The sequence below is a fragment of the Parerythrobacter lutipelagi genome, assembly GCF_005434975.1.
GTDB classification, from domain to species: Bacteria; Pseudomonadota; Alphaproteobacteria; order Sphingomonadales; family Sphingomonadaceae; genus Parerythrobacter_A; species Parerythrobacter_A lutipelagi.
The window spans coordinates 503,049-523,460 of the sequence record NZ_SKCJ01000002.1 but is presented as its reverse complement, the minus strand read 5'-3'; the positions used below and the strand labels follow the sequence as shown (position 1 = coordinate 523,460).

General features: G+C 60.8%; 19 protein-coding genes. 9 read left to right on the top strand and 10 right to left on the bottom strand.

The genetic code is table 11. The features are described from left to right. Positions 1 to 7: 7 nt before the first annotated feature. The 3 genes from fusA to rpsL all read right to left on the bottom strand — a co-directional run bounded on the left by fusA (position 8) and on the right by rpsL (position 3,325). Entirely contained in the window at positions 8 to 2,104 is a 2,097-nt protein-coding gene (fusA, locus tag E0502_RS10830) for an elongation factor G (RefSeq protein WP_137678019.1), read from the bottom strand. 86 nt (positions 2,105 to 2,190) lie between these two features. Then, positions 2,191 to 2,661 carry a 30S ribosomal protein S7 gene (gene rpsG, locus E0502_RS10825; protein WP_137678018.1) on the bottom strand — a complete coding sequence of 157 codons (471 nt, stop codon included), beginning with the start codon at positions 2,659 to 2,661 and terminating at the stop codon, positions 2,191 to 2,193. A 292-nt stretch (positions 2,662 to 2,953) separates the two neighbouring features. After that, positions 2,954 to 3,325: a 30S ribosomal protein S12 gene (gene rpsL, locus E0502_RS10820; protein ID WP_137678017.1), complete on the bottom strand. Its 372-nt coding sequence runs from the start codon at positions 3,323 to 3,325 to the stop codon at positions 2,954 to 2,956. Between the two features lie 604 nt (positions 3,326 to 3,929). On the opposite strand from rpsL, the gene E0502_RS10815 reads away from it, so the two are divergent. The 3 genes from E0502_RS10815 (at position 3,930) to E0502_RS10805 (ending at position 8,165) form a co-directional block, all read left to right on the top strand. After that, complete coding sequence (locus tag E0502_RS10815) at positions 3,930 to 5,666, top strand: ATP-dependent nuclease (RefSeq protein WP_137678016.1); 1,737 nt, start codon at positions 3,930 to 3,932, stop codon at positions 5,664 to 5,666. Between the two features lie 372 nt (positions 5,667 to 6,038). Continuing rightward, positions 6,039 to 6,728 (top strand): hypothetical protein, encoded by a 690-nt coding sequence (locus tag E0502_RS10810; RefSeq protein WP_240049025.1) that lies wholly within the window; start codon positions 6,039 to 6,041, stop codon positions 6,726 to 6,728. A 303-nt stretch (positions 6,729 to 7,031) separates the two neighbouring features. After that, positions 7,032 to 8,165, top strand: a complete 1,134-nt coding sequence (locus tag E0502_RS10805) for an endonuclease/exonuclease/phosphatase family protein (RefSeq protein ID WP_137678015.1) — start codon at positions 7,032 to 7,034, stop codon at positions 8,163 to 8,165. A gap of 29 nt (positions 8,166 to 8,194) precedes the next feature. Here E0502_RS10805 and E0502_RS10800 read toward each other — a convergent pair whose 3' ends face one another. The 3 genes from E0502_RS10800 to E0502_RS10790 are packed head-to-tail and all read right to left on the bottom strand — an operon-like array spanning position 8,195 to position 11,455. After that, entirely contained in the window at positions 8,195 to 8,986 is a 792-nt protein-coding gene (locus tag E0502_RS10800; protein ID WP_137678014.1) for a LysR substrate-binding domain-containing protein, read from the bottom strand. A gap of 40 nt (positions 8,987 to 9,026) precedes the next feature. Next, positions 9,027 to 9,425: a Co2+/Mg2+ efflux protein ApaG gene (apaG, locus tag E0502_RS10795; protein WP_137678013.1), complete on the bottom strand. Its 399-nt coding sequence runs from the start codon at positions 9,423 to 9,425 to the stop codon at positions 9,027 to 9,029. Between the two features lie 50 nt (positions 9,426 to 9,475). Then, complete coding sequence (locus E0502_RS10790; protein ID WP_137678012.1) at positions 9,476 to 11,455, bottom strand: alpha/beta hydrolase family protein; 1,980 nt, start codon at positions 11,453 to 11,455, stop codon at positions 9,476 to 9,478. 318 nt (positions 11,456 to 11,773) lie between these two features. Here E0502_RS10790 and E0502_RS10785 point away from each other — a divergent pair, with 318 nt between their 5' ends. The 5 genes from E0502_RS10785 to E0502_RS10765 all read left to right on the top strand — a co-directional run bounded on the left by E0502_RS10785 (position 11,774) and on the right by E0502_RS10765 (position 15,955). Next, positions 11,774 to 13,021 (top strand): pilus assembly protein TadG-related protein, encoded by a 1,248-nt coding sequence (locus tag E0502_RS10785; RefSeq protein WP_137678011.1) that lies wholly within the window; start codon positions 11,774 to 11,776, stop codon positions 13,019 to 13,021. Positions 13,022 to 13,027: 6 nt separating this feature from the next. Then, complete coding sequence (locus E0502_RS10780) at positions 13,028 to 13,507, top strand: TadE/TadG family type IV pilus assembly protein (protein WP_137678010.1); 480 nt, start codon at positions 13,028 to 13,030, stop codon at positions 13,505 to 13,507. Next, positions 13,507 to 13,899 (top strand): TadE/TadG family type IV pilus assembly protein, encoded by a 393-nt coding sequence (locus tag E0502_RS10775; RefSeq protein WP_137678009.1) that lies wholly within the window; start codon positions 13,507 to 13,509, stop codon positions 13,897 to 13,899. The genes E0502_RS10780 and E0502_RS10775 overlap by 1 nt, the downstream gene beginning before the upstream one ends. A 138-nt stretch (positions 13,900 to 14,037) precedes the next feature. Further along, complete coding sequence (locus E0502_RS10770; RefSeq protein WP_137678008.1) at positions 14,038 to 15,492, top strand: chymotrypsin family serine protease; 1,455 nt, start codon at positions 14,038 to 14,040, stop codon at positions 15,490 to 15,492. After that, complete coding sequence (locus tag E0502_RS10765; RefSeq protein WP_137678007.1) at positions 15,470 to 15,955, top strand: hypothetical protein; 486 nt, start codon at positions 15,470 to 15,472, stop codon at positions 15,953 to 15,955. Before E0502_RS10770 ends, E0502_RS10765 begins: the two co-directional genes overlap by 23 nt. A 52-nt stretch (positions 15,956 to 16,007) precedes the next feature. On the opposite strand, the gene E0502_RS10760 is transcribed toward E0502_RS10765, so the two are convergent. Then, positions 16,008 to 17,510 carry a SulP family inorganic anion transporter gene (locus tag E0502_RS10760; protein ID WP_137678006.1) on the bottom strand — a complete coding sequence of 501 codons (1,503 nt, stop codon included), beginning with the start codon at positions 17,508 to 17,510 and terminating at the stop codon, positions 16,008 to 16,010. A 130-nt stretch (positions 17,511 to 17,640) separates the two neighbouring features. Between E0502_RS10760 and E0502_RS10755 the strand changes: the two genes are divergently transcribed. Continuing rightward, complete coding sequence (locus E0502_RS10755; RefSeq protein WP_240049024.1) at positions 17,641 to 17,979, top strand: excalibur calcium-binding domain-containing protein; 339 nt, start codon at positions 17,641 to 17,643, stop codon at positions 17,977 to 17,979. A gap of 9 nt (positions 17,980 to 17,988) precedes the next feature. On the opposite strand, the gene E0502_RS10750 is transcribed toward E0502_RS10755, so the two are convergent. From E0502_RS10750 to E0502_RS10740, 3 genes are read right to left on the bottom strand one after another with little or no spacing between them, the layout of a single operon-like run. Further along, positions 17,989 to 18,600 (bottom strand): 2-hydroxychromene-2-carboxylate isomerase, encoded by a 612-nt coding sequence (locus E0502_RS10750; RefSeq protein ID WP_137678005.1) that lies wholly within the window; start codon positions 18,598 to 18,600, stop codon positions 17,989 to 17,991. An 8-nt stretch (positions 18,601 to 18,608) separates the two neighbouring features. Continuing rightward, positions 18,609 to 19,817, bottom strand: coding sequence for a trans-sulfuration enzyme family protein (locus E0502_RS10745; protein ID WP_137678004.1), 1,209 nt, complete (start codon positions 19,815 to 19,817; stop codon positions 18,609 to 18,611). 43 nt (positions 19,818 to 19,860) lie between these two features. Then, complete coding sequence (locus E0502_RS10740; protein ID WP_137678003.1) at positions 19,861 to 20,400, bottom strand: TetR/AcrR family transcriptional regulator; 540 nt, start codon at positions 20,398 to 20,400, stop codon at positions 19,861 to 19,863. Between the last annotated feature and the right edge of the window lie 12 nt (positions 20,401 to 20,412).

Below are 20,412 nucleotides of genomic sequence, written 5' to 3'. Positions count from 1 at the left end.
GCTCGCCTTAGGCAAGCTTCTCCTTGACTTCCTGTGCCACACTTGCCGGAACTTCGTCATAGTGGCTGAATTGCATCGTGTACTGGGCACGGCCCTGAGTGAACGAACGCAGCTCATTGACGTAGCCGAACATGTTGGCCAGCGGCACGAACGCATCGACGGCTTGCGCGTTGCCGCGAGTGTCAGTGCCCTGGATCTGGCCGCGACGGCTGTTGAGATCGCCGATAACGTCCCCGAGATAATCCTCAGGTGTAACGACCTCAACCTTCATCACCGGTTCGAGCAGCTTGATACCGGCTTTCTGAGCCGCTTCACGCATTGCACCGCGACCAGTGATCTCGAATGCCACCGTGCTCGAGTCGACATCATGGTACTTGCCGTCGATCAGCTGGATGGTGAAATCGATAATCGGGAAGCCGACGAGGTAGCCGCTTTCGGCCTGTTCGCGCATGCCTTTTTCGACCGAGGGAATATATTCGCGCGGGATGTTACCGCCCTTGATATTGTCCTCGAAAATGATGCCTTGGCCGCGCTCACCCGGGGTGACGATAACCTTGGCTTCACCGAACTGACCCGAACCACCCGATTGCTTCTTATGGGTGTAAGTCACTTCGACCTCACGGCCGAGCGATTCACGATAGGCCACCTGCGGAGCACCGACATTGGCTTCAACCTTGAATTCGCGCTTCATGCGGTCGACCAGAATGTCGAGGTGAAGCTCGCCCATGCCCTTGATGATCGTCTGTCCCGATTCGTGATCGGTGCTGACCCGGAAAGAGGGATCCTCGGCGGCCAGACGATTGAGCGCGACGCCCATCTTTTCCTGGTCGGCCTTGGTCTTCGGCTCCACTGACAGTTCGATGACCGGCTCGGGAAACTCCATCCGTTCGAGGATGATTGGAGCGTTCGATGCGCACAGCGTATCCCCGGTGGTGGTGTCTTTCATCCCGGCAATTGCCACGATGTCGCCAGCGAAGGCTTCATCGATGTCTTCGCGATTGTTGGAATGCATCAGCAGCATGCGGCCGATCTTTTCCTTCTTGTCCTTCACCGAGTTCAGAACCGAACCCTTCTCGAGCTTGCCTGAATAGATGCGGGTAAAGGTCAGCGAACCGACGAACGGATCGTTCATGATTTTGAACGCCAATGCCGAGAACGGCGCATCGTCGGATGACGGACGCGTGTCTTCCTCGTCGCTGTCTGGCTTCACGCCCTTGATCGCCGGAACGTCGAGCGGAGACGGCATGTAGTCGACCACTGCGTCGAGCAGTGGCTGCACGCCCTTGTTCTTGAATGCCGAACCACACAGCACCGGAACGAACGCGCGCTCCATAGTGCCCTTGCGGATCAGTTTCTTGAGCGTTGCCGCATCAGGGGCTTCACCGGTCTCGAGATAGGCTTCCATCGCGTCGTCGTCTTGTTCGACAGCGCCTTCGACCAGCTTCTCGCGATACTCGGCAGCCTTGTCAGCCAGTTCTGCGGGGATATCGACATAGTTGAAATCCGCGCCGAGGCCGTCGTTTTCCCACACGATACCGCGCATGTTCACGAGATCGACGACACCCTTCAGATCGGCTTCTGCGCCGATCGGAAGGTAAAGCACCAGCGGCGTCGCGCCGAGGCGGTCGATGATCGACTGGACGCAGTAGTAGAAATCTGCGCCGGTACGGTCGAGCTTGTTGATGAAGCACATCCGCGGGACACCGTACTTGTCGGCCTGGCGCCAGACGGTTTCGGATTGCGGTTCTACACCGGCGACGCCGTCGAACACGGCGACCGCGCCGTCGAGCACGCGCAGGCTGCGTTCGACTTCAATGGTGAAGTCGACGTGGCCGGGGGTGTCGATGATGTTGATGCGGTGCTTTTCACCCTTGCCGTCTTCGTTCTGCCAGAACGTGGTCGTGGCAGCAGACGTGATGGTGATGCCGCGTTCCTGCTCCTGCTCCATCCAGTCCATCGTCGCGGCACCATCGTGCACTTCGCCGATCTTGTAGGACTTGCCGGTGTAGTAGAGGATACGCTCGGTCGTGGTGGTCTTGCCGGCATCGATGTGGGCCATGATGCCGATGTTGCGGTACCGCTCCAGCGGATATTCGCGAGCCATGTGGAATTCCTCGTGTGGTCTGGGGGTGGCACTGGGCCGACCCCCATATAGTTACGATTGTGACGATCAGAAGACCGGCGCCAACCCTACCAGCGGTAGTGGCTGAACGCGCGGTTGGCTTCCGCCATGCGGTGGCTGTCTTCGCGCTTCTTGACCGCGTTGCCGCGATTGTTCGACGCATCCATCAGCTCGCCCGACAGGCGGGCCGCCATGGTGGTTTCAGCCCGGCCACGCGCGGCCGAGATCAGCCAGCGGATCGCCAGCGCCTGGGCACGCTCGGGGCGAACCTCGACCGGCACCTGATACGTGGCACCACCGACACGGCGGCTGCGCACTTCGACCTGCGGCTTGATGTTGTTCAGCGCATCATGGAACAGCTGGATCGGATCGGCCTTGGCCTTGTTCTCGACCGTTTCAAGCGCGCCATAGACGATGCGCTCGGCAACGGACTTCTTACCGTCGAGCATGAGGTTGTTCATGAACTTCGACAGAACCTGATCACCAAACTTGGGATCGGGCAGGATTTCCCGCTTCTCGGGACGACGACGACGTGACATTTTTCAAAACTCCTTCGGAGTGCGGCACCACCTCCGTGGTGCCTTGCGGCTCCAGCCCGCTCCGTGTTTCCGGCTTTTTGGCCGGCCACCCAAATTCTACCGCTTGGGGGTAGCCGGGTGGGGGAACGTGCTAAATCCGCGTGAAACTCAATCTTCTCTGGCGTGGGGCCTGTCCGGCTCCGCCTCCCGGCCATCCGATACTGGTTCGGACAATGATCGGGTGGTTGGGAGGGGGAGACGGGCTGGCACCGAGGTTGTCACGGACGTGACAACCGCACCAAACAAAGACTCCTTATTTCGGGCGTTTCGCGCCGTACTTCGAACGGCTCTTGCGGCGGTCCTTGACACCCTGCGTGTCGAGCACGCCGCGCAGCACGTGGTAACGCACACCGGGAAGGTCGCGCACACGGCCGCCGCGGATCAGGACAACGCTGTGCTCTTGCAGGTTGTGGCCCTCACCCGGGATGTAGGAGATGACTTCGCGCTGGTTGGTCAGGCGAACCTTGGCAACCTTACGCAGCGCCGAGTTCGGCTTTTTCGGGGTCGTCGTATAGACGCGGGTGCAAACGCCGCGCTTCTGCGGGTTCGCTTCCATCGCAGGGACCTTGGACTTGGCCTTCTGCGGGGTGCGGCCCTTGCGGACCAGCTGGTTGATCGTCGGCATAGAATTCTTTCTCTTCACCGTGTGCCCGGCCCGAATGGACCAGGGCGTTGATGGCGCCACGATACCGGATGGAGAGAGTTGGTCGCGCCCCGTGCCGTCACCCCGGACTTGATCCGGGGTCCAGCTAAACAAGAACGCCCGCAAAGCGGACATCTTGCGATGCGCGAACTGACCCACTCCACCCGGCACGAACACCGGGTTACTTTGACGGCAGCCCCAAAGCGCCTCCCGAAGGAACCGCCCCAATAGAAAAGAGCCACGCCGCAACTGCGACTGGACCCCGGGACATAACCGGCAATGTTCAGCTCTATTGACCGTGGCGGGGACAGAGCCCCGTTTCGGTTGGTGGGCGCTTAGGGGGATTCGGGTGGGGGGTCAAGGGAAGGATGTCTTCGGAAGGATTTAGGTGGAACCGCGAAAACTAAGCGCAATTTCCGGAACCGCCTATCGGATGGCGCTGTCTCGATAGCGACCCGTGAACATTGCGCGCATGAGACCTTCTTGCATTTACAGTTAAGTATCCGGACTGAATATTTATTCATTTCGGCATGCAGCACCGATCATGATATTGCCCTCATGATCGTAAGCTTGCATAACGTCGATCATGATCCATGGCTTTGAAATATCGCATTTTAGAAATTTCGGCGAAGAGCCGCAAACTATCGCCCCCCTTGGAAAGATTAATATATTCGTAGGCTCCAACAACAGTGGAAAATCAAACGTACTTCGTTACATCCGTGATTATCTCGCTCCATCACTAGCCGACACGCGCGGTGATAAGGTTCAATTATCGGCGGAGAACCGATCTCGGTTTTGTCAAACCGACCCTGACAAGTTCATTATCTACGTCCCGATTGACAACGAGACAATAGACTCAAAGTTTACAGCGCCCAGTGGCCCGCAACAAGAGGCCTTCAGAGCCACCGTGAGAGGCTTCCCGAAAACAACAAGCGATGGACAATACATAGGGATACCAGTCAGGCGCCAAGCCACAAATGCTAACCAGCGCGCATTTGCAGAAATGTCAGACACCGCAAATGTCGATGCAAGAAATCTTGAGATCCTCGCAAGAATCTCTGGCGCTGGACACTTAAACACCCAACAAGCGATGAACTTCGTCCTAAACAGACTGCTAGTTGGTAACGTTGACCAGATCTCGACCGTCTATGTTCCTGCGTTCCGACAAATAAAGACGCGGCTGAGCGTTTTCTCAAATGAATATGAAAATGCTGGAAACGACGACACGCACATTATCGATCAGTTAGTGGAGTTTTCAAACCCGACGTATGGTCAACAGCAAAAGCGGAAGTCGTTCGAGAAACTCCAGAATTTCATCGCAGATATTACGCTCATCGACGATATATCAATTGACATCCCACATGACCGATCAACCATCAATGTGGAAATTGGTGGGTACAAAAGACCGATAGAAACTTTAGGCTCGGGAGTTCATGAGCTCTTCATGCTAGCTTCACTTATAGTACTAAATGAAGGAAAGACTATTCTATTAGAAGAGCCTGAAATTCATCTCCACCCTGCTTATCAAAGAAAACTCATGTCTTTTTTGAGGGATGAAATCGAAGGGCAGTTTTTCGTCACAACTCATTCACCCGCAGTTATAGATACACCAGAGGCGAAAGTTTTTGGCGTAAGGAGTGACGGCGGTGCGGCTACAATCGAGCCCCTTATCAAAAGTCAACGCCGGCATGAGATATGTCGCGAACTAGGTTATCGTGCAAGCGACTTGCTGCAATCTAATTGCATTATCTGGGTCGAAGGCCCTTCTGATCGTTTGTATTTAAACTATTGGATATCTTCGTTAGACCCTGCCGTAAAAGAAGGAATTGATTATAGTATAATGTTTTACGGTGGAAAACTTCTAAGTCATTTGAGCGTCGAGGATTCTTACGTCGAAGAATTCATTTCTCTTTTGCCTATCAACCGCCACGTCGCTATAGTTATGGATAGTGATTTGGGTGCGGCGCACCAAGAGCTCCGTGGAACGAAAATCAGAGTTCGCGAACAGATCGAAGCTAGCGGGGGCCTGTCTTGGGTTACAAAGGGTAGAGAGATAGAGAATTACGTCCCGGCCGAAAGCCGCGAATTGGCTATCCAGAAAGCGCACCCCAGCGCAGTCAAACTGTCGGGATCGCGCAATCGATTTGGAAAGCCATTAAACTACCGAAAGCGCAACGGAGACGAGGTGACGAGCGGCTTCAATAAGATACGCATCGCTAAGGAATGCGTCGCCGCAGGCTTCAGCATGACTGAGCTCGATCTGACTGAACGGGTGGAAACACTCGTCAAATTTATCCGCAAGTCGAACGATCTCCCTACATGAGGGAAAGATAAACTGAAGAACCGACTCCTCTGAACGTTGGCTATCCCCAGCGATCTAGTAGCCTTCGACCGAGCGCAGGATCATCATCCACCCGAATCTACGTTCCGATACGATGAGAATCTTTATCCTGCACGTATCCATATTCGACTTCGCCTTCTTTCGATTCTTTTATCAACGCCCCTAATCGCCGATTGGAGGACGTGAGGGGCCCTTGGCTATTTAACAGAAGCTCGGGCGACCTCGCAGACGGCCTTGGTCCGTCTGCGACTTTGGTTTGAACTCCGCGCTTGCGGTCGGCTAATCGCCGACCGGATCAGCGCTCGTAACAAACCATTTTCCTACACGCGCGATTTGTGCATTCTGGGAGTGGTCATGCCGGACCACCCCACCCCCACCAGAGCCACGCCTCGCCAGGCCACCTCCGCCGTTGCCCACGTCTCCGCGCCGCCGGAGGAGGACGATCCGTTGCTCGGCTTTGCGCCCTATCTGCACACCGCGCCGCGGCGGAATTCGATCACGCCTGATCTCCAGCGCCGGTTCATCGCCACCCTCGCCGCGACCGGCATCGTCAAGCAGGCGGCGAAGTCGATCGGGCGCAGTCTGGAGGCGCTTTACAAGCTCCGCCACAAACCCGGGGCGGAGGAGTTTGCTGCCGCGTGGGATGCGGCTTTGGCGCGGGGTGTGCAGCGGCTGGAGGATTGTGCGCTCGAACGCGCGATACAGGGCACCGCCACGCCCATCGTCAGCGGGGGCGTGCTGCTGGGCACGTGGGACAAGCCGGACAACAATCTGCTGCGCTTCCTCCTCCAGCACCGGCTGCCGCAGAAATACGGGGTGCAGAAGCTCCAGCCGGGCAATGCGGTGTATGACAGCATCGCGCGCGAGGCGGTCGAGGCGTACAAGGCCACGCGCCCCACCCCGGCGCAGGCCCGCGCGATCATCGATGCCAAGCTGGAAGAACTGCGCCAGAAAGTCATCACCCGCCGCCGCGCGCAGGGGCTGGAAGACGACTGGGACGAAGCGCCCCCGCCCGAAGACTTCGGCGATGGCGGGGGGATTTGAGGGGGGTTGTTTGTTTTGGCCTCAAGCGCCGGGCGCGGGCCGTCCGGCCCGCTTGGCTTCGGCCTACCGGCCGTCGCGCAGTCGCGCTCTGGCTGCCGCGACCAAGAGGATGGCGGATCAGCGCTAAAACGCGAGCCGCAGGCGAGTGCAAGGGCGACCGCCCGCCCGCAGCGAAGCGACCTTCAGGTCGCGAAAGCGAGGAAAGCCAAGTGAGCGGACGCGAACGCCGGCGCTTGAGGCCCAAACAAACAACACACGCAACCTTTCGCCGCCTCGTGCGTCTCTCTCCCAAGGGGAGTGACCATGCAATCGCAGACGAAATCCACGCTGAAATCCGCCGCCGTGTGGGGCATGCGCTTGCTGGCGCTGGTGCTGACCGCGGGCGTGCTGTTGTCGACCGGAGAGTTCAACCAGTGGTGGATCCGCATGTGGGATTTCCCCCGTGTCCAGCTGGTCGCGGCGATGGTCATTCTCGGGCTGCTGATCCTGCGGTTCGATCGCGGGGAAGAGGGCAGCTGGAAAACCTGGCGGCTGGCGTTGCCGCTGGCGATGGCGGCGCTGACCGTCTGGCAGGTCTACCGCATCTATCCCTACACCCCGCTCGCGCCGACCACGGTCGCCAAATTTGCCGCCGATACGGAGGGCGGGGACGCGTGTTTCTCCGTCCTCTCGCTCAACGTGCTGCAGGACAATCGCGAATACGGGCGCACGCTGGAGCTGATCGAGCGGATCGACGCCGACATGGTGCTGCTGATGGAAACCGATCAGGCGTGGCTCGACGCGATGGCGCCGGTGCGCGCGAAGTATGACACCGCGCTGGAGCGGCCGCTGGACAACAAATACGGCATCGCGTTCTACACCAGCATGCCGGTGCGTGACGCGGCGATCCGCGATCTGGCGCAGAAGGACACCCCCTCGGTGTTCGGCACTATGACCGCGGGCGGGCTCGACTTCCGCATGATCGCGCTGCATCCGCGACCCCCTCAGCCGGGGCAGGACACCGAAGAACGCGACGCCGAGCTGGTGGTTGCCGCGCGCCACGCCCGCGATTTGCCGATGCCCGCAATCGCGATCGGCGATTTCAACGATGTCGCCTGGTCCAGCACGACCGAGCTGTTCATGCAGACCGGCCAGTTCCTCGACCCGCGGATCGGACGCGGAACCTACGCGACCTTCCCCGCCGACATGACCTGGCTCGGCTGGCCGCTCGACCATCTGTTCGTAACCGACGAGTTCCTGCTGCGCGAGATGGAGGTGCTCGGCCCGGTCGGATCGGACCACCGCCCGATCCTCGCCCGCCTGTGCCTGGACCCGGCCACCGCCCGCACGAACAATGCCGAGGCAGAAGATGCCGATTCCGCCGACAGGAAAGCCGCCGACGAGGTGATGCAGGAATTCGAGGAGGACACGGCCAAGGACCGCGTCGAAGGCGAATAAAGGCTTGATTGCCCGCGATTGGGGGGACGTCAGGCCTCGGTGAGGAAGCCGACCAGAGCCTTGACCTTTTTCTGCCGCCATTGCGGCAACGGGGCAACGAGCCAGTAGGCGCGGCGGCCTTCGTCCGGCCCCTCCAGCACGGCAACCTTGCCGGCCTCGATCGATTCCTCGACCAGCAGGTACGGCAGGATCGCCTTGCCCATCCCGGCAACAGCGCTCGACAGCGCCTGCCCGGCATTGCCGACCTGCACCGTGGGCTGCGCGCCTTCGGGTAGCGGCGCCCCGGGCCAGTCGATCCATTCGTCGGGCGCGCCTTGCTTGGCGACGACCACGCGGCGCGCGGGCGCGAGTTCGACCCCTTCCAGCTCGCCCGGCCCGTCGACCAGCCGGATCGCGACATCCAAGTTCGCTTCCGTAAAGTCGGCGTTCTCGTTCTCCACCAGCTGGAACCGGATGCCGGGGTTGGCAGCGCGAAAATCGGCCAGACGCGGCGCGAGCCATTGCGCATAAAATTCACGCGGCGCAGCGATGGTATAGCGGTCGGACGCTTGACCGGCCTGCATCGACTGCACGCTTTCCTCGAATTTCAGGAAGCCTTCGCGCAGCGCATCGAGACCCGCCAGACCTTCCTCGGTCAGCTCCAGCCCCTTGCTCGTCCGGCGGAACAGAACCGTGCCGAGATGATCCTCCAGCGCGCGAATCTGCTGGCCGACAGCGGCAGGCGTCACCGCCAGCTCGTCCGCCGCCCGGGTGAACGAGAGGTGCCGCGCGGCGGCATCATAGACGCGCAAGGCGTTCAAAGGCAGATGGGTACGCTTCATGAGAGGGGCGGTTTAGTGCTGCATTGCAGCAAGAGCAAGCCTACTCCGCTTCAGCAGGTGCCGCGAGCGGGAAATAGGGGATGCGCACTTCCCATGGTTCGCCGCCTTCGTCGGTGAAGGTGTAGAAGCCTTCCATCGAGCCATGCGGCGTCGTCAGCGGGCAGCCCGAGACATAGTCGTGGCTGTCGCCCGGTTTGAGGACCGGGTGTTCGCCGACCACGCCTTCGCCATCGACATGATTGACCATCCCGCGCCCGTCGGTGATCCGCCAATGCCGCGTGCGCAGCTTGAGCGTTTCACGCGACCGATTTTCGATCCGGATGTGATAGACCCAGAACCACTTGCCGGATTCCGGCTGCGACTGCTCGGGCAGAAAATTGACGGCGACCCGGACAGTTACGTCGCCCGTGGTGGCGGAATGCTGGAAAAGTTCCTTCATGACTCGCACAAGTTAACGATGCGCGGCTGAATGGGCAATTGCCGCACGCCCTACTTCGCCGGATTATGCTCAGCGAGGAATGCCAGGAGCGCGTCGTACCACGCCTTTTCGTTCTGCCACTTGGTGAAGCTGTGGCCTTCGTCCTCGATCACGAGGTATTCGACGTCGGCGTCGGTCTTTTCCAGCGCGCCGCGCATCTTCTTGAACTGGCTGAAGGGCACGACGCTGTCGTCTTCCCCGTGGGCAAGAAGGATGGGGCGGGTCAAGCGCGCCGCATTGCTTGCCGGCGAGATCGAGTCGAGATCGAAATCGGCCCCGCCCTCGACACGTTCGCGCCAGCGCCGCCCCGCCTTGCGGGTAAAGAAATTCCGGTCGTATTTCAGCTGGCTGTCGAAATCGGTCACCCCGGCCCAGCTCGCTGCGCAGCGATAGCGTTCCGGATTGCGGATCACCGCCCATAGCGCGGCATAGCCGCCGTAGGACCCGCCGACGACGCACACCTTGTCCTTTGCGGCGATGCCCTGCTCGATAGCCCAGTCCATCGCATCGTCCAGATCGTCCTGCATCTGCCGGCCGATCTGCCCGCGGCCAAGTTCCATGAACGCCTCGCCATAGCCGCCCGACCCGCGATAATTGGGTTGCAACACGGCGTAGCCGCGATTGGCAAGCAGCTGGACTTCGTCATTGTATTCCAGCTTGTCGCGGATCCCGTAGGGGCCGCCATGCGGCAGGATGATGAGCGGCAGGCCCTTTGCCTCGCGGCCGCGCGGCAGGGTCAGGTAGGCGCGAATGTCTTTCCCGTCGCGCGACTGGTAGGTTACGCCCATCGGTCTCGCCAGCTGGCGGAAATCGACCCCGGGTCGCAATTCGGCAAACTGGTCGAGCTTCTTTGCGTTGGGAGAGAAGACGTATAGCGCGCCCGGATCGTTCTCTCCCCCGCCATAGACCAGCATGCGCGAGCCGTCTTCCGAGGACGAGCTGATCCATACCTGCTCTTCCTTCATTGCGCTATCGAGCATCGACTGCATCCGCTTGCGATCCTCGTCGAACCAGACCACCCGCTCGCGATCGTCGGTGTAATAGGCGGCGTAAGGTTTGCCATCTCGGATCGATACGGAGTCGAGATCCCAATCGGGATTCTCGTAAATGGTCTCGACGATTTCGCCCTTGGCATAATCGAACAGGTGCAGGCCGACGCGGCCGTTATCGTTGCTGCGAAGCACGTAGCCCTGATCAGACCCGCCGATGATGGCCGCGACATCCCAGAAGCGTTCGATCGGGTCGTCTTCCTCGAATTTGGCGACCAGTTCGAGATCCTTATCACCATTGGCGCGATAATAGACCCTGAGGCGATTGCGATACCAGCCGGTCCCGACCCGAACGACACCGGTGTTGTCGGCATACCACGTCCACACGCCGGGGCGCGGATGCTGCACGGTGGATGGCGACTTGTCCTCGTTCAGCTCGAACCGCAAAACCGACGGATATTCGTTGACTGCCTTCTGCATCGAGACCAGCGCGTATCGCCCGGCGTCGTCGACATGGATCACATTGTCCCCGTCGACGACCGAAGCGCGACGCCGCGAACCGCGCGGCTCGAGATAGTGCGTTTCCAGCGTGGCAAGATTGACCAGCAGCAGGCGCGTGTACAGCACCTCGTCACCGTAGAAATCGCCCGATTCCGATATGCTCACGAGCAGCTTGCTATTGCCCGCCCAGCGCAGCCATTCGATATCGTATTTCTCGCCGGTGCCGAATTTGCCGGTCGGTTGCCGGGTTGCGGCATCGAACAGTACCACCGTCGGAATGCCTTCCAGGTCGAGTAGGCCGGCGATTTGCTTTCCGTCGGGCGATACCCGGGCCATGCTCAGCTCGCTACGCGCCGCAAAGTTCGCGGTGGTTATAAGTGGGGGCGCAGGCTCCAGCTGCGGTGCGTCCGAAGCGGACGGCTGCCTGTCCTGTGCTGCGACAGGCGAAACGACGAATGTCGATAGCGCCGCCAGAGCGGCCAAGACGGTGCGACCCGGCATAACGTGAAATCCCCTCCTGAAACCGGTCGAAAGACTACCCGCCCTTGGCCGATTGGCAAGCCCGGATTCGGTCCGGACGCACTTTCGGCATATCGCGCCGGATCGAGCGGTGAATTATTTCCTACCGCTGATTTTCCAGGAAATTAACCATGCAACGCGGCGCGCGATACCGGGCGACCCGACGACCGCTGGACAGGTGCTAACCACATCGGCGTATGGTTAAATTCGCGTGAACCCCGATTGCTGCGAAATTCTTAGGCAACGGCGCGCGTATTGGGGGGCATATTCACTCGATCGTAACCAAACGGGGAGCGCGAAATGATCAGAACCTTGCGGAAGTTGATGCGCAATCGCGATGCCAATGTGCTGATGATTTCTGCAATCGGTGCAGCCTCCATGGTCGGTGCAGCCGGCATCGGGGTCGACACGGTCCAGTGGTATCTGTGGAACCGCCAGCTGCAACAGGCGGTCGACTCCGGCGCGCTCGCCGGGGCCTTGAGCATGCATCAGGGCGCAAACGTGACCACCACTGCAACCGGCGAGATCGATCGCAATTTTGTCGACGGCTTTACGGTCGAACGGATCGTCACTCCGCCGCAACAAGGCGACTATGCGGGTGATACCGCTGCGGTCGAAGTGGTCGCCACGACCAGCCGCAAGCTGCCGTTCTCAAGCCTGTTCCTGGAAAGCGCACCGACGATCCGCGTTCGCTCGGTCGCGGCAACGGTTGCCGGTGCCGAACACTGCGTCATCGCCCTCGCAGAAAACGGCACCGGCATCTATGTCCACGGTACCGCCGATGTGAACCTGGGTTGCGGCGCGGCGGCCAATTCCAAGGTTGCCAGCGCGGTCGACCTGACCGGCAGCAGCATCCTCAACGCCGATCCGATCAGCGCGGTCGGCGGGATCGAATATGGCGACCGGAACATTCCGTCCGACACCACGCTGCTGCCTTACGGCCTGCCGGTGGTCGATCCGCTCGCATCACGCACCCTCGCACCGCCCAGCAGCCCGGCCGGCTGCACGTACAACAATTACACTGTCCAGCCGAGCCAGAACACGACGATCTATCCCGGGCGTTATTGCAACGGTCTCAGCCTCAAGGGCACTGTGACGATGTCCCCCGGTGTCTACATCATCGACCGGGGCGCTTTCGACGTGTCAAGCCAGGCGAATGTGATCGGCGAAGGGGTCACTATCGTCCTGACGGGCACCACTTCGGCCAATGTCGCGGAAATCAAGATCAACGGCGGTGCAGAGCTCGACCTGCGCGCACCGACCAAGCTGGAAGATCCCGACTGGTACAATATCCTGTTCTTCCAGGATCCGATGGGTAGTGGCGTGGAGAACATCATCAATGGCGGGTCGGACCTGAACTTCGAAGGGATCGTCTATTTCCCCAACGGCAATGTTCGTTTCAACGGCAACGCCGGTCAGCACGCGAACTGCCTGCTGATGGTCGCCCAGCGGGTCAATTTCTCCGGCACCAGCTCGCTCGATAACGATTGTTCGTCCGATTACGACGACGTTTCGACCCGGTCCCGCATCATTCGCGTAGTGGAGTAAGACACCATGAGCATACTCTCTCTTGCCCGCAGGCTTCGGTCCGACCGGTCAGGTTTCGGCGCGATGGAGCTGGGACTGTCGATGCCATTCATGATCCTGCTCGGCCTTGGCACAGTCGATGCCTCGCAGATGATCAGCACCAAGATCGATTTCGAACAGGCCGCGCAGCGCACCACCGACTTTGCCCTGGCCAAGCGGCCCAACGGATCGAACGGAGCCTATCTCAAGACCGAAGCCGCGCGTGAAGCCGGGGTTTCGGAACAGGATGTCACAGTGCAGATTTTTCTCGAGTGCAACGGGATCAAACAGACCAACTTCGACAGCACCTGCCCTTCCGGGCAGAGCGCGGGACGGTTTGTCAGCGTCAATATTACCAAGCAGGTACCGACAGAATTCGACTGGAGCTTCTTCGGCAAAGTGCTGGGCGTGGATGCCTTCAGCGAAGTCGTGACCGTTTCGGGTGACAGCCTGGTGAGGTTCCAGTGATGCTGCGCCGCCTGCTGCGCAGCCGTGAGGGTTCAAGCACGGTCGATTTCGCTTTTGCGATGCCGGTCCTCGTCACGTTGATGCTGGGCACCGTCCAGATGGGTGTGTCGATGCATGCGTCAGGCGCGCTGCGCCACGCCGCCGGTGAAGGCGTGCGGCTGGCCAAGGTCGACCCGACCGCGACGGAAAGCGAAGTGCTCGACCGGGTGCGGAGCGAACTTGTCACGATGGACCCGGACAATATCACCAAGCTGACTTTTCAGCGCGGCACCACCGACGGCGCCGATTACGGCAGGGTCACTGTCGAATACAAGGTCGAGGCGCTGATCCCGCTGCTGCCGGTCCCGCCGATCACGCTGAGCGAAACCAAGCAGGTATGGCTGCCGCAATAACCACGCGGCTCGGCATCCGTTGTTTAGTAACAAAACAAACTATTGTTAAGTTGTTGAGTTTTTTATTGTTTTACTGGAACCAATACTTAGCCCAATTGTAAATTGCATAGTGAGGACTCCCGTCAAGAGGAGTTGACCATGTCAATTCGCAAACTACTACTGAGCGCATCCTGTCTTTCGTTGTTCGCCGCACCCGCCGCGCTTGCCAGCCCGGACGGCGGTGATCCAGTCCTTGTCTCCGATGCCGAAGCCCTGGCCATGGACGCACAGCAGTATGCGCGTGCCTATGGCGTCAGTTTCGAAGAGGCCGCACGCCGCATGCTGTTGATGCACGACAGCGGCGACCAGGTGGCTCAGGTGGAAGAGACCAATTCGAGCCAGCTCGCCGGGGCATTTTTCGATCACTCGGGCGAATTTGAACTGGTCGTCAGGGTTACCGGCAATGCCGGACGCGGTCCGGCTCGGTTCCAGCGCCGTGCCGCCAACGCTGAAGCCCGCGAAAAGCGTGCGGAGATCCGTCAGATGGAAATGGCCGAGCGGCGCGAACAGCGCGCTGCCCGGCTGGCAGAAGTTGGCCTGTCCGAAGCGCAGATCGACAAAGCTGCCGAGATCATCGATTCCCCGCAATCGGCTGCGATCAGCTATCGCACCGGCGCTCCTAAAACGGAGAAAGCCGCGCGCAGCAACATCAGGCAAAATCGTACGGCAATCGCGAACGTTCTGGGCCAGAACAATTTCGGCTACGGCTACAATGTCCGCGACGGCAGTTACCGCGTTATGGTGACCGCCGAAGGCACAGAAGCCGAACGGCTTGCTAGCAAGAAGAACGCGCTGGAGGCCTTGCTCGGCGGGCCGGTCGATCTGGAGATCAGTGCGGTGCCGACGGTGCTTAACCACACGCGTGGCGGGACCGCGCTCAATGCATCCAGCACGTCTTCAAGTCATAGCTGCACCGGCGGGTTTGTCGGTTATGAAGGCTCGGACCGGACAAAGCTCGGCCTTCTCACCGCTGGCCATTGCCGGAACAGTGCTTATTTCAAGAACCCGTACGACGGATCGAACTACGCCATCAGTGTTCCGACTGCCAGCCGCGATCGGTTTGACGCAGGGATGGACATGCAGTGGATGACGGCAAGTCACGTCGCTGAAGGGAAGTTTTACGCGACAAACTCCTCGTCCGTGCGCACCGTGACGGGCTACCGCTCCCGCTCGAACACCAGTGACACCGGCTTCTTTGGCACAGCAGACGGTTCCTTCATCTGCCATTATGGCAAAACGACAGGGCAAAGCTGCGGCGAAGTCTACGACAAATATGCTGCGCCCGACTACCAACCTTACGGTTGCTCTATGGGCCCTACCATAGTTGCTTGCGACGATGAATTTGTGGAGGTTCGCAACAAGGTGGTGAGCGGAGAGGCCCAGCTGGCTTGCTGGGATGGCGATAGCGGCGGACCATGGTTCGCATATGGCGTTGCCTTCGGCATTCACTCGGGCGGCGCACCGACGAGCTCAGCTCCCGGGCGATGCACAAAGGCATTCTACACCCCCATCGAAAAGGCGGCGAACATCAATGCGACGATTTACATCCCATAAGCTGGCGTTCTCCTCCGTATTGACTGGCGCTTGCCTGGCAATAACGGCCTGCTCGAACATAACTGAGGACAGCGAGGAACCCGGTCCGACAGCGGCAACTTCGGCCGCAGCCGAACCGTCCACATCCGACGCGGGGCAATATGGCGGCATCCCGCAATATAAATCCACGCCGGGTGCGGCCGGGCTCAACGCCCAATTTGCCGGGACGGTCCGTATCAGTCAGGGATGTGTCTACGTTGTTGACGGCGATATCCGCTTGCTGCCGGTGTTCCCGAGCGGATCGGTCAGCTGGGATGCTTCGCGTAGCACATTCACTTGGCGCGGTGCGACCTACGCCGACGGATCAAGCATCACGTTGGGTGGCAGCGAAGGGCGCGGCGGACCGGATATGGATCCGGATCTGTTCACGGTGCTTCCGGACGCCGGGTGCAACTCCGAAGCACTCTGGATAGTCTCGCCCTGACGACAGCCGGTCGGTCCGCCCGTTTGCGGTGGGCCGACCGGTCAGCGGTGCCTCAATGCGGCGCGAGGCCGGTTTCCAGTCCCGTGCGATCTTCCAGCGCGAAGCGGTCGAACAGATCGGCGCTGGCTTTGTTGAGCCCGACGATGCGCGTGTGGCGGCCGTTGCAGCGCATCCGCTCGACAACTTTTTCCAGCGCTTCGATCGCCGAAATGTCCCAGAAATGCGCCTTGGACACGTCGATCACGACATGGTGCGCGGCGTCTTCATACAAGCTTTCCGGCCCCAGCCGTTCCTTGAACCGGTCGACGCTGGCAAAGAAGATCTGGCCGGTGACGACATAGACCGCGCTGTGTTCGCGCCGGATCCGTTCGACCGTGAACATATTGCGCACCTTGCCGGCGAAGAAAATGCCTGACAGCAGCACGCCGGTCAGCACACCCATCGCCAGATCGTGCGTCCAGACCGTGACGATGACAGTCGCCAGCATCACGGCGGAACTTGCCGGCGGATGGCGGCGCAGGTTGGCGATGGAATTCCAGCTGAAGGTCGCGATCGAGACCATGATCATCACTGCGACGAGCGCGGGCATCGGCACCCGCCCGACCCACGGGCCGAGCAGCGTAAGCAGGAACAGCAGGAAGGCACCGGCGGTGAAGGTCGAGAGCCTGCCGCGCCCGCCACTGGCAACATTGATCACCGACTGGCCAATCATCGCGCAGCCGCCCATCCCGCCGAACAGCGCAGCAACGATATTCGCTCCGCCCTGCCCGGCACATTCCTGGCGCTTGTCGCTGTCGGTATGAGTCATGTCGTCGACGATCTGCGCGGTCAGCAGGCTTTCCAGCAGGCCAACGGCGGCCATGGTCGCGGAATAGGGCGCGATGATGCGCAGCGTTTCCCACGTCAGCGGCACGTCGGGCCAATGCAGCACCGGCAGGCCGTCAGGCAGTTCGCCCATCTGGCCGACGGTGTTGACCGGAATGATGAAATACACCGCAACGACCGTCAGCAGCACGATAGCCACCAGCGGGCTCGGCACGGCCTTGGTCAGCCGCGGCAGGCCGTAAATGATGGCGAGACCGGCGGCGACCATGGCATAGGTTTCCCAGCCCATCCCGATCAGTTGCGGCAGCTGCGCCATGAAGATCAGGATCGCAAGCGCGTTGACAAAGCCGGTGATCACGCTGCGGCTGACAAACTGCATCAGCAGATCGAGCCGCAAGACAGCGGCAATCGCCTGGAATATCCCCATCAGGATCGTCGCGGCGAACAGATATTCCACCCCGTGATCGCGCACCAGCGGTATCACCACCACGGCAACTGCCGCCGTAGCAGCGGAGATCATGCCCGGACGTCCGCCGATCAGCGCGATGACCATCGCAATCGCGACAGAGGCGTACAGCCCGACACTCGGGTCGACCCCGGCGATCAGGGCGAAGCCGATCGCTTCGGGGATCAGCGCGAGCGCGACCACGATACCGGCAAGAATGTCGGCGCGCGGCTGCGCGAACCAGTCGCGGCGGAAATCCTCCGCGATGCTGCGGGTCTTGGTCATGGCAAAGTCCGAAAATTGGCGATGGCAACACTACGGTTGCCGGAAAAGACGAGCCGCGCCCCTAGCCATTTATGCTGCAACGCACAACCGGCGTTGGCCCGAATTAACGTTTCGGTGCTATGCCGGGCCGATGCACAAGCGACTCGCAGCATTGCTCGGCTCGGCCATGATCGGCGCACTTGCCATGCCCGCTGTCCCTGCCGCTGCGCACCCTGGCGGCCTGAACAGCGAAGGCTGCCACAACAACCGCAAGACCGGCGATTATCATTGCCACCGCGGCGCAGCTCGAAGAAGCGCCCCTCCGGCGCGGGCGGAATCGAGGGGCGGGCAGGTGTATTACGCGAACTGCGATGCCGTGCGTGCTGCGGGCAAGGCCCCGCTCAGGCGCGGCGACCCCGGCTATCGTCCGGCATTGGACCGCGATAGTGACGGGTTTGCCTGCGAATATTCGCGCTTCAATCCGCGTTGAACCGGCTGGTTATTCAGCCAGTACTTCCTCGATCTGGCCAAGGCGTTCCTTGCCAAAGAACATTTCACTGGCCCCATCACCTGTGACGAAGAATGTCGGGATGCCGAAAGCGCCGCGTTCGACCGCATCGTCGGTGCCATCGACCAGGGCTTGCTTGATCGCCGGGTCCTGTGTTTGCGCGACAAGGCTTTCCGCATCGAAACCTGCGGCACCGATGGCAGCGGCAACCTCGTCAAGATCGGTCACATCCATTCCCCGTTCCCAGATCGCGGGCAGCAGCGCTTCGACAAAATCCACCCGGTCGCCCCCTTCCAGCGCGACCAGCATGCGCTGCAGCGTAATCGAATTGAACGGGAATTTCGGGTTCATGGTAAATTTGCCAAGCCCGTGCTTCGCGATGAACCGGTTCATCTCGAGCATGGCGTAATCGTTCTTGCCCTTCACCTCGGCATCGCGAACAAACGGCGGCGCATTGCCGGTCAGGCGGTGCATACCGCCAAGGAACACCGGGGTCACCCGCAGTTCGGCATCATGCCGCGCAATGATCTCGCGCAGCGGATACCACGCGAGGTATGCGTTTGGGCTGACGAAATCGAACAGCAGTTCAACGGTTTTGGTCATATTGCCTCCTACAGGCCTGCTGCGCTTAGCGCGCGGTCGATGTCTTCGGTCAGGTCTTCGATGTCTTCAAGCCCGACGTTGATCCGCAGCATGCCTTCGGTGACGCCCATTTCCTCACGCGCTTCATCCGTCATCCCTGCGTGTGTCGTGCTGGCCGGGTGGCACATCAGGCTGCGCGCGTCGCCGATGTTGTTGGAAATGTCGATCAACTCCAGCGCATCGAGAATGGCGTGGGCCTGCGCGCGTCCGCCATCGACAACGAAGCTGAAGATCGGTCCGGCGGCGTCCATCTGCTGCATCGCAAGGGCGTGGCGCGGATGGCTGGCGAGACCCGGGTGAAGGATTTTCGGCACCCGGCTCTCGATCATTGTGCCCAGCGCCAGTGCATTTTCGCTCTGTTTGTGGGCGCGCAGGCTTAGCGTTTCCAGGCCTTTGTGAACCACCCACGCGTTGAACGGCGCGAGGTTCGGGCCGGTGTTGCGTTGAAACGGGAGCAGCACGTCATTGATAAACTCTTCGGAGCCGCAGACCGCGCCGGCCAGCACCCTGCCCTGCCCGTCCATCAGCTTGGTCGCGCTATAGGCGATCACATCCGCACCGAATTCCATCGGCCGCTGCAATGCGGCGGTGGCGAAGGCGTTGTCGACCACAGTGGTGATGCCGCGGGACTTCGCCAGCCCGCAGACATACGCGAGGTCGACGATATCCAGCGTCGGGTTGGCCGGGGTCTCGAAGAAGAACACCTTGGTGTTGGGGCGGATCGCCGCGTCCCATGCTTCGTTGACCGCGCTGTCGATGACGGTGGTCTCGATGCCGAACTTGGGCAGCAGGGTGTCAACCAGCCAGCGGCACGAGCCGAACGCGGCGCGCGCGGCGACCACATGATCGCCGGTTTCGAGCTGGCACAGCAGCGCGGTGGTCATCGCCGCCATTCCGCTGGCCTGTGCGCGGCACGCCTCCGCACCCTCCAGCAGCGCGATGCGTTCTTCCAGCATGGCGACAGTCGGGTTCTGCAGGCGCGAATAAGTCATGCCCTCGGCCTCGCCCGCGAAGCGATCCGCCACTTCGCCCGCCGAATGGAACGTGTAGCCAGAGGTGAGGAACAGCGCCTCGCTCGTCTCGCCATGTTCGCTGCGCCAGGTGCCGCCGCGCACCGCCTGCGTTGCTGGGCGCCAATTGCGGGTTACACTGCGGTCGGTTCCGGTCGTCTTCTTCATGGCGGATACGCTTAGGCGGGGAGCCGTGGCGCGACAAGCGGGGCTAAGTTTCCAGCGCGGAAAGCCCGCCTTTGCCGATGTCTTCGCGGCCGATGGCGGCAAGCATCTGCGCGCCTTCGATCTGGGTCAGGACCAGCCGCGCCCCGGTCTGCGGATCCGGATCGTCTGCGGGCAAGTGGTCGGTCACCCATTGCAGCAGCATATCCATGATCGACCCCGCGGCCTGAAGGTAGGCCCGATTGCCCGCTGCGCAGCCGGCGACGATGTCCCACCACAGACGAAAGAACTGCTGAAAGGCGGGCTGTCCGGTGATCTCCAGCACCTGCTCGACACAGGCGCGCCGCGTATCTGCCCGTCCCGGCGGAAATGCGCTGTCGAGTGAGGCAGCAAACATCGCCGCCAGATATTCGAGCAGCGCGGCAACCAGCGCCTGCTTGTTGCCGAAGTGATAGATCAGCATCCGGTCGCTGGTCCCTGCCGCCTTGGCCAGCGGGCGCAGGCTGGCATCGTTCAGCCCGTTCTCGAGCACATGCGCGGCGAGCAAGGGCAGGAGCGTTTCGCGGGAAAGGCGGGTCTTGGCCATGACGCCTTGTAG

Excerpts from the sequence above, each read along its gene's own strand:
- rpsG (WP_137678018.1), bottom strand. The coding sequence starts at position 2,661 with ATGTCACGTCGTCGTCGTCCCGAGAAGCGGGAAATCCTGCCCGATCCC.
- E0502_RS10805 (WP_137678015.1), top strand. The coding sequence starts at position 7,032 with ATGCAATCGCAGACGAAATCCACGCTGAAATCCGCCGCCGTGTGGGGC.
- fusA (WP_137678019.1), bottom strand. The coding sequence starts at position 2,104 with ATGGCTCGCGAATATCCGCTGGAGCGGTACCGCAACATCGGCATCATG.
- rpsL (WP_137678017.1), bottom strand. The coding sequence starts at position 3,325 with ATGCCGACGATCAACCAGCTGGTCCGCAAGGGCCGCACCCCGCAGAAG.
- apaG (WP_137678013.1), bottom strand. The coding sequence starts at position 9,425 with ATGAAGGAACTTTTCCAGCATTCCGCCACCACGGGCGACGTAACTGTC.
- E0502_RS10755 (WP_240049024.1), top strand. The coding sequence starts at position 17,641 with ATGCACAAGCGACTCGCAGCATTGCTCGGCTCGGCCATGATCGGCGCA.
- E0502_RS10810 (WP_240049025.1), top strand. The coding sequence starts at position 6,039 with ATGCCGGACCACCCCACCCCCACCAGAGCCACGCCTCGCCAGGCCACC.
- E0502_RS10760 (WP_137678006.1), bottom strand. The coding sequence starts at position 17,510 with ATGACCAAGACCCGCAGCATCGCGGAGGATTTCCGCCGCGACTGGTTC.
- E0502_RS10790 (WP_137678012.1), bottom strand. The coding sequence starts at position 11,455 with ATGCCGGGTCGCACCGTCTTGGCCGCTCTGGCGGCGCTATCGACATTC.
- E0502_RS10800 (WP_137678014.1), bottom strand. The coding sequence starts at position 8,986 with ATGAAGCGTACCCATCTGCCTTTGAACGCCTTGCGCGTCTATGATGCC.
- E0502_RS10745 (WP_137678004.1), bottom strand. The coding sequence starts at position 19,817 with ATGAAGAAGACGACCGGAACCGACCGCAGTGTAACCCGCAATTGGCGC.
- E0502_RS10785 (WP_137678011.1), top strand. The coding sequence starts at position 11,774 with ATGATCAGAACCTTGCGGAAGTTGATGCGCAATCGCGATGCCAATGTG.
- E0502_RS10770 (WP_137678008.1), top strand. The coding sequence starts at position 14,038 with ATGTCAATTCGCAAACTACTACTGAGCGCATCCTGTCTTTCGTTGTTC.
- E0502_RS10750 (WP_137678005.1), bottom strand. The coding sequence starts at position 18,600 with ATGACCAAAACCGTTGAACTGCTGTTCGATTTCGTCAGCCCAAACGCA.
- E0502_RS10780 (WP_137678010.1), top strand. The coding sequence starts at position 13,028 with ATGAGCATACTCTCTCTTGCCCGCAGGCTTCGGTCCGACCGGTCAGGT.
- E0502_RS10765 (WP_137678007.1), top strand. The coding sequence starts at position 15,470 with ATGCGACGATTTACATCCCATAAGCTGGCGTTCTCCTCCGTATTGACT.
- E0502_RS10815 (WP_137678016.1), top strand. The coding sequence starts at position 3,930 with ATGATCCATGGCTTTGAAATATCGCATTTTAGAAATTTCGGCGAAGAG.
- E0502_RS10740 (WP_137678003.1), bottom strand. The coding sequence starts at position 20,400 with ATGGCCAAGACCCGCCTTTCCCGCGAAACGCTCCTGCCCTTGCTCGCC.
- E0502_RS10775 (WP_137678009.1), top strand. The coding sequence starts at position 13,507 with ATGCTGCGCCGCCTGCTGCGCAGCCGTGAGGGTTCAAGCACGGTCGAT.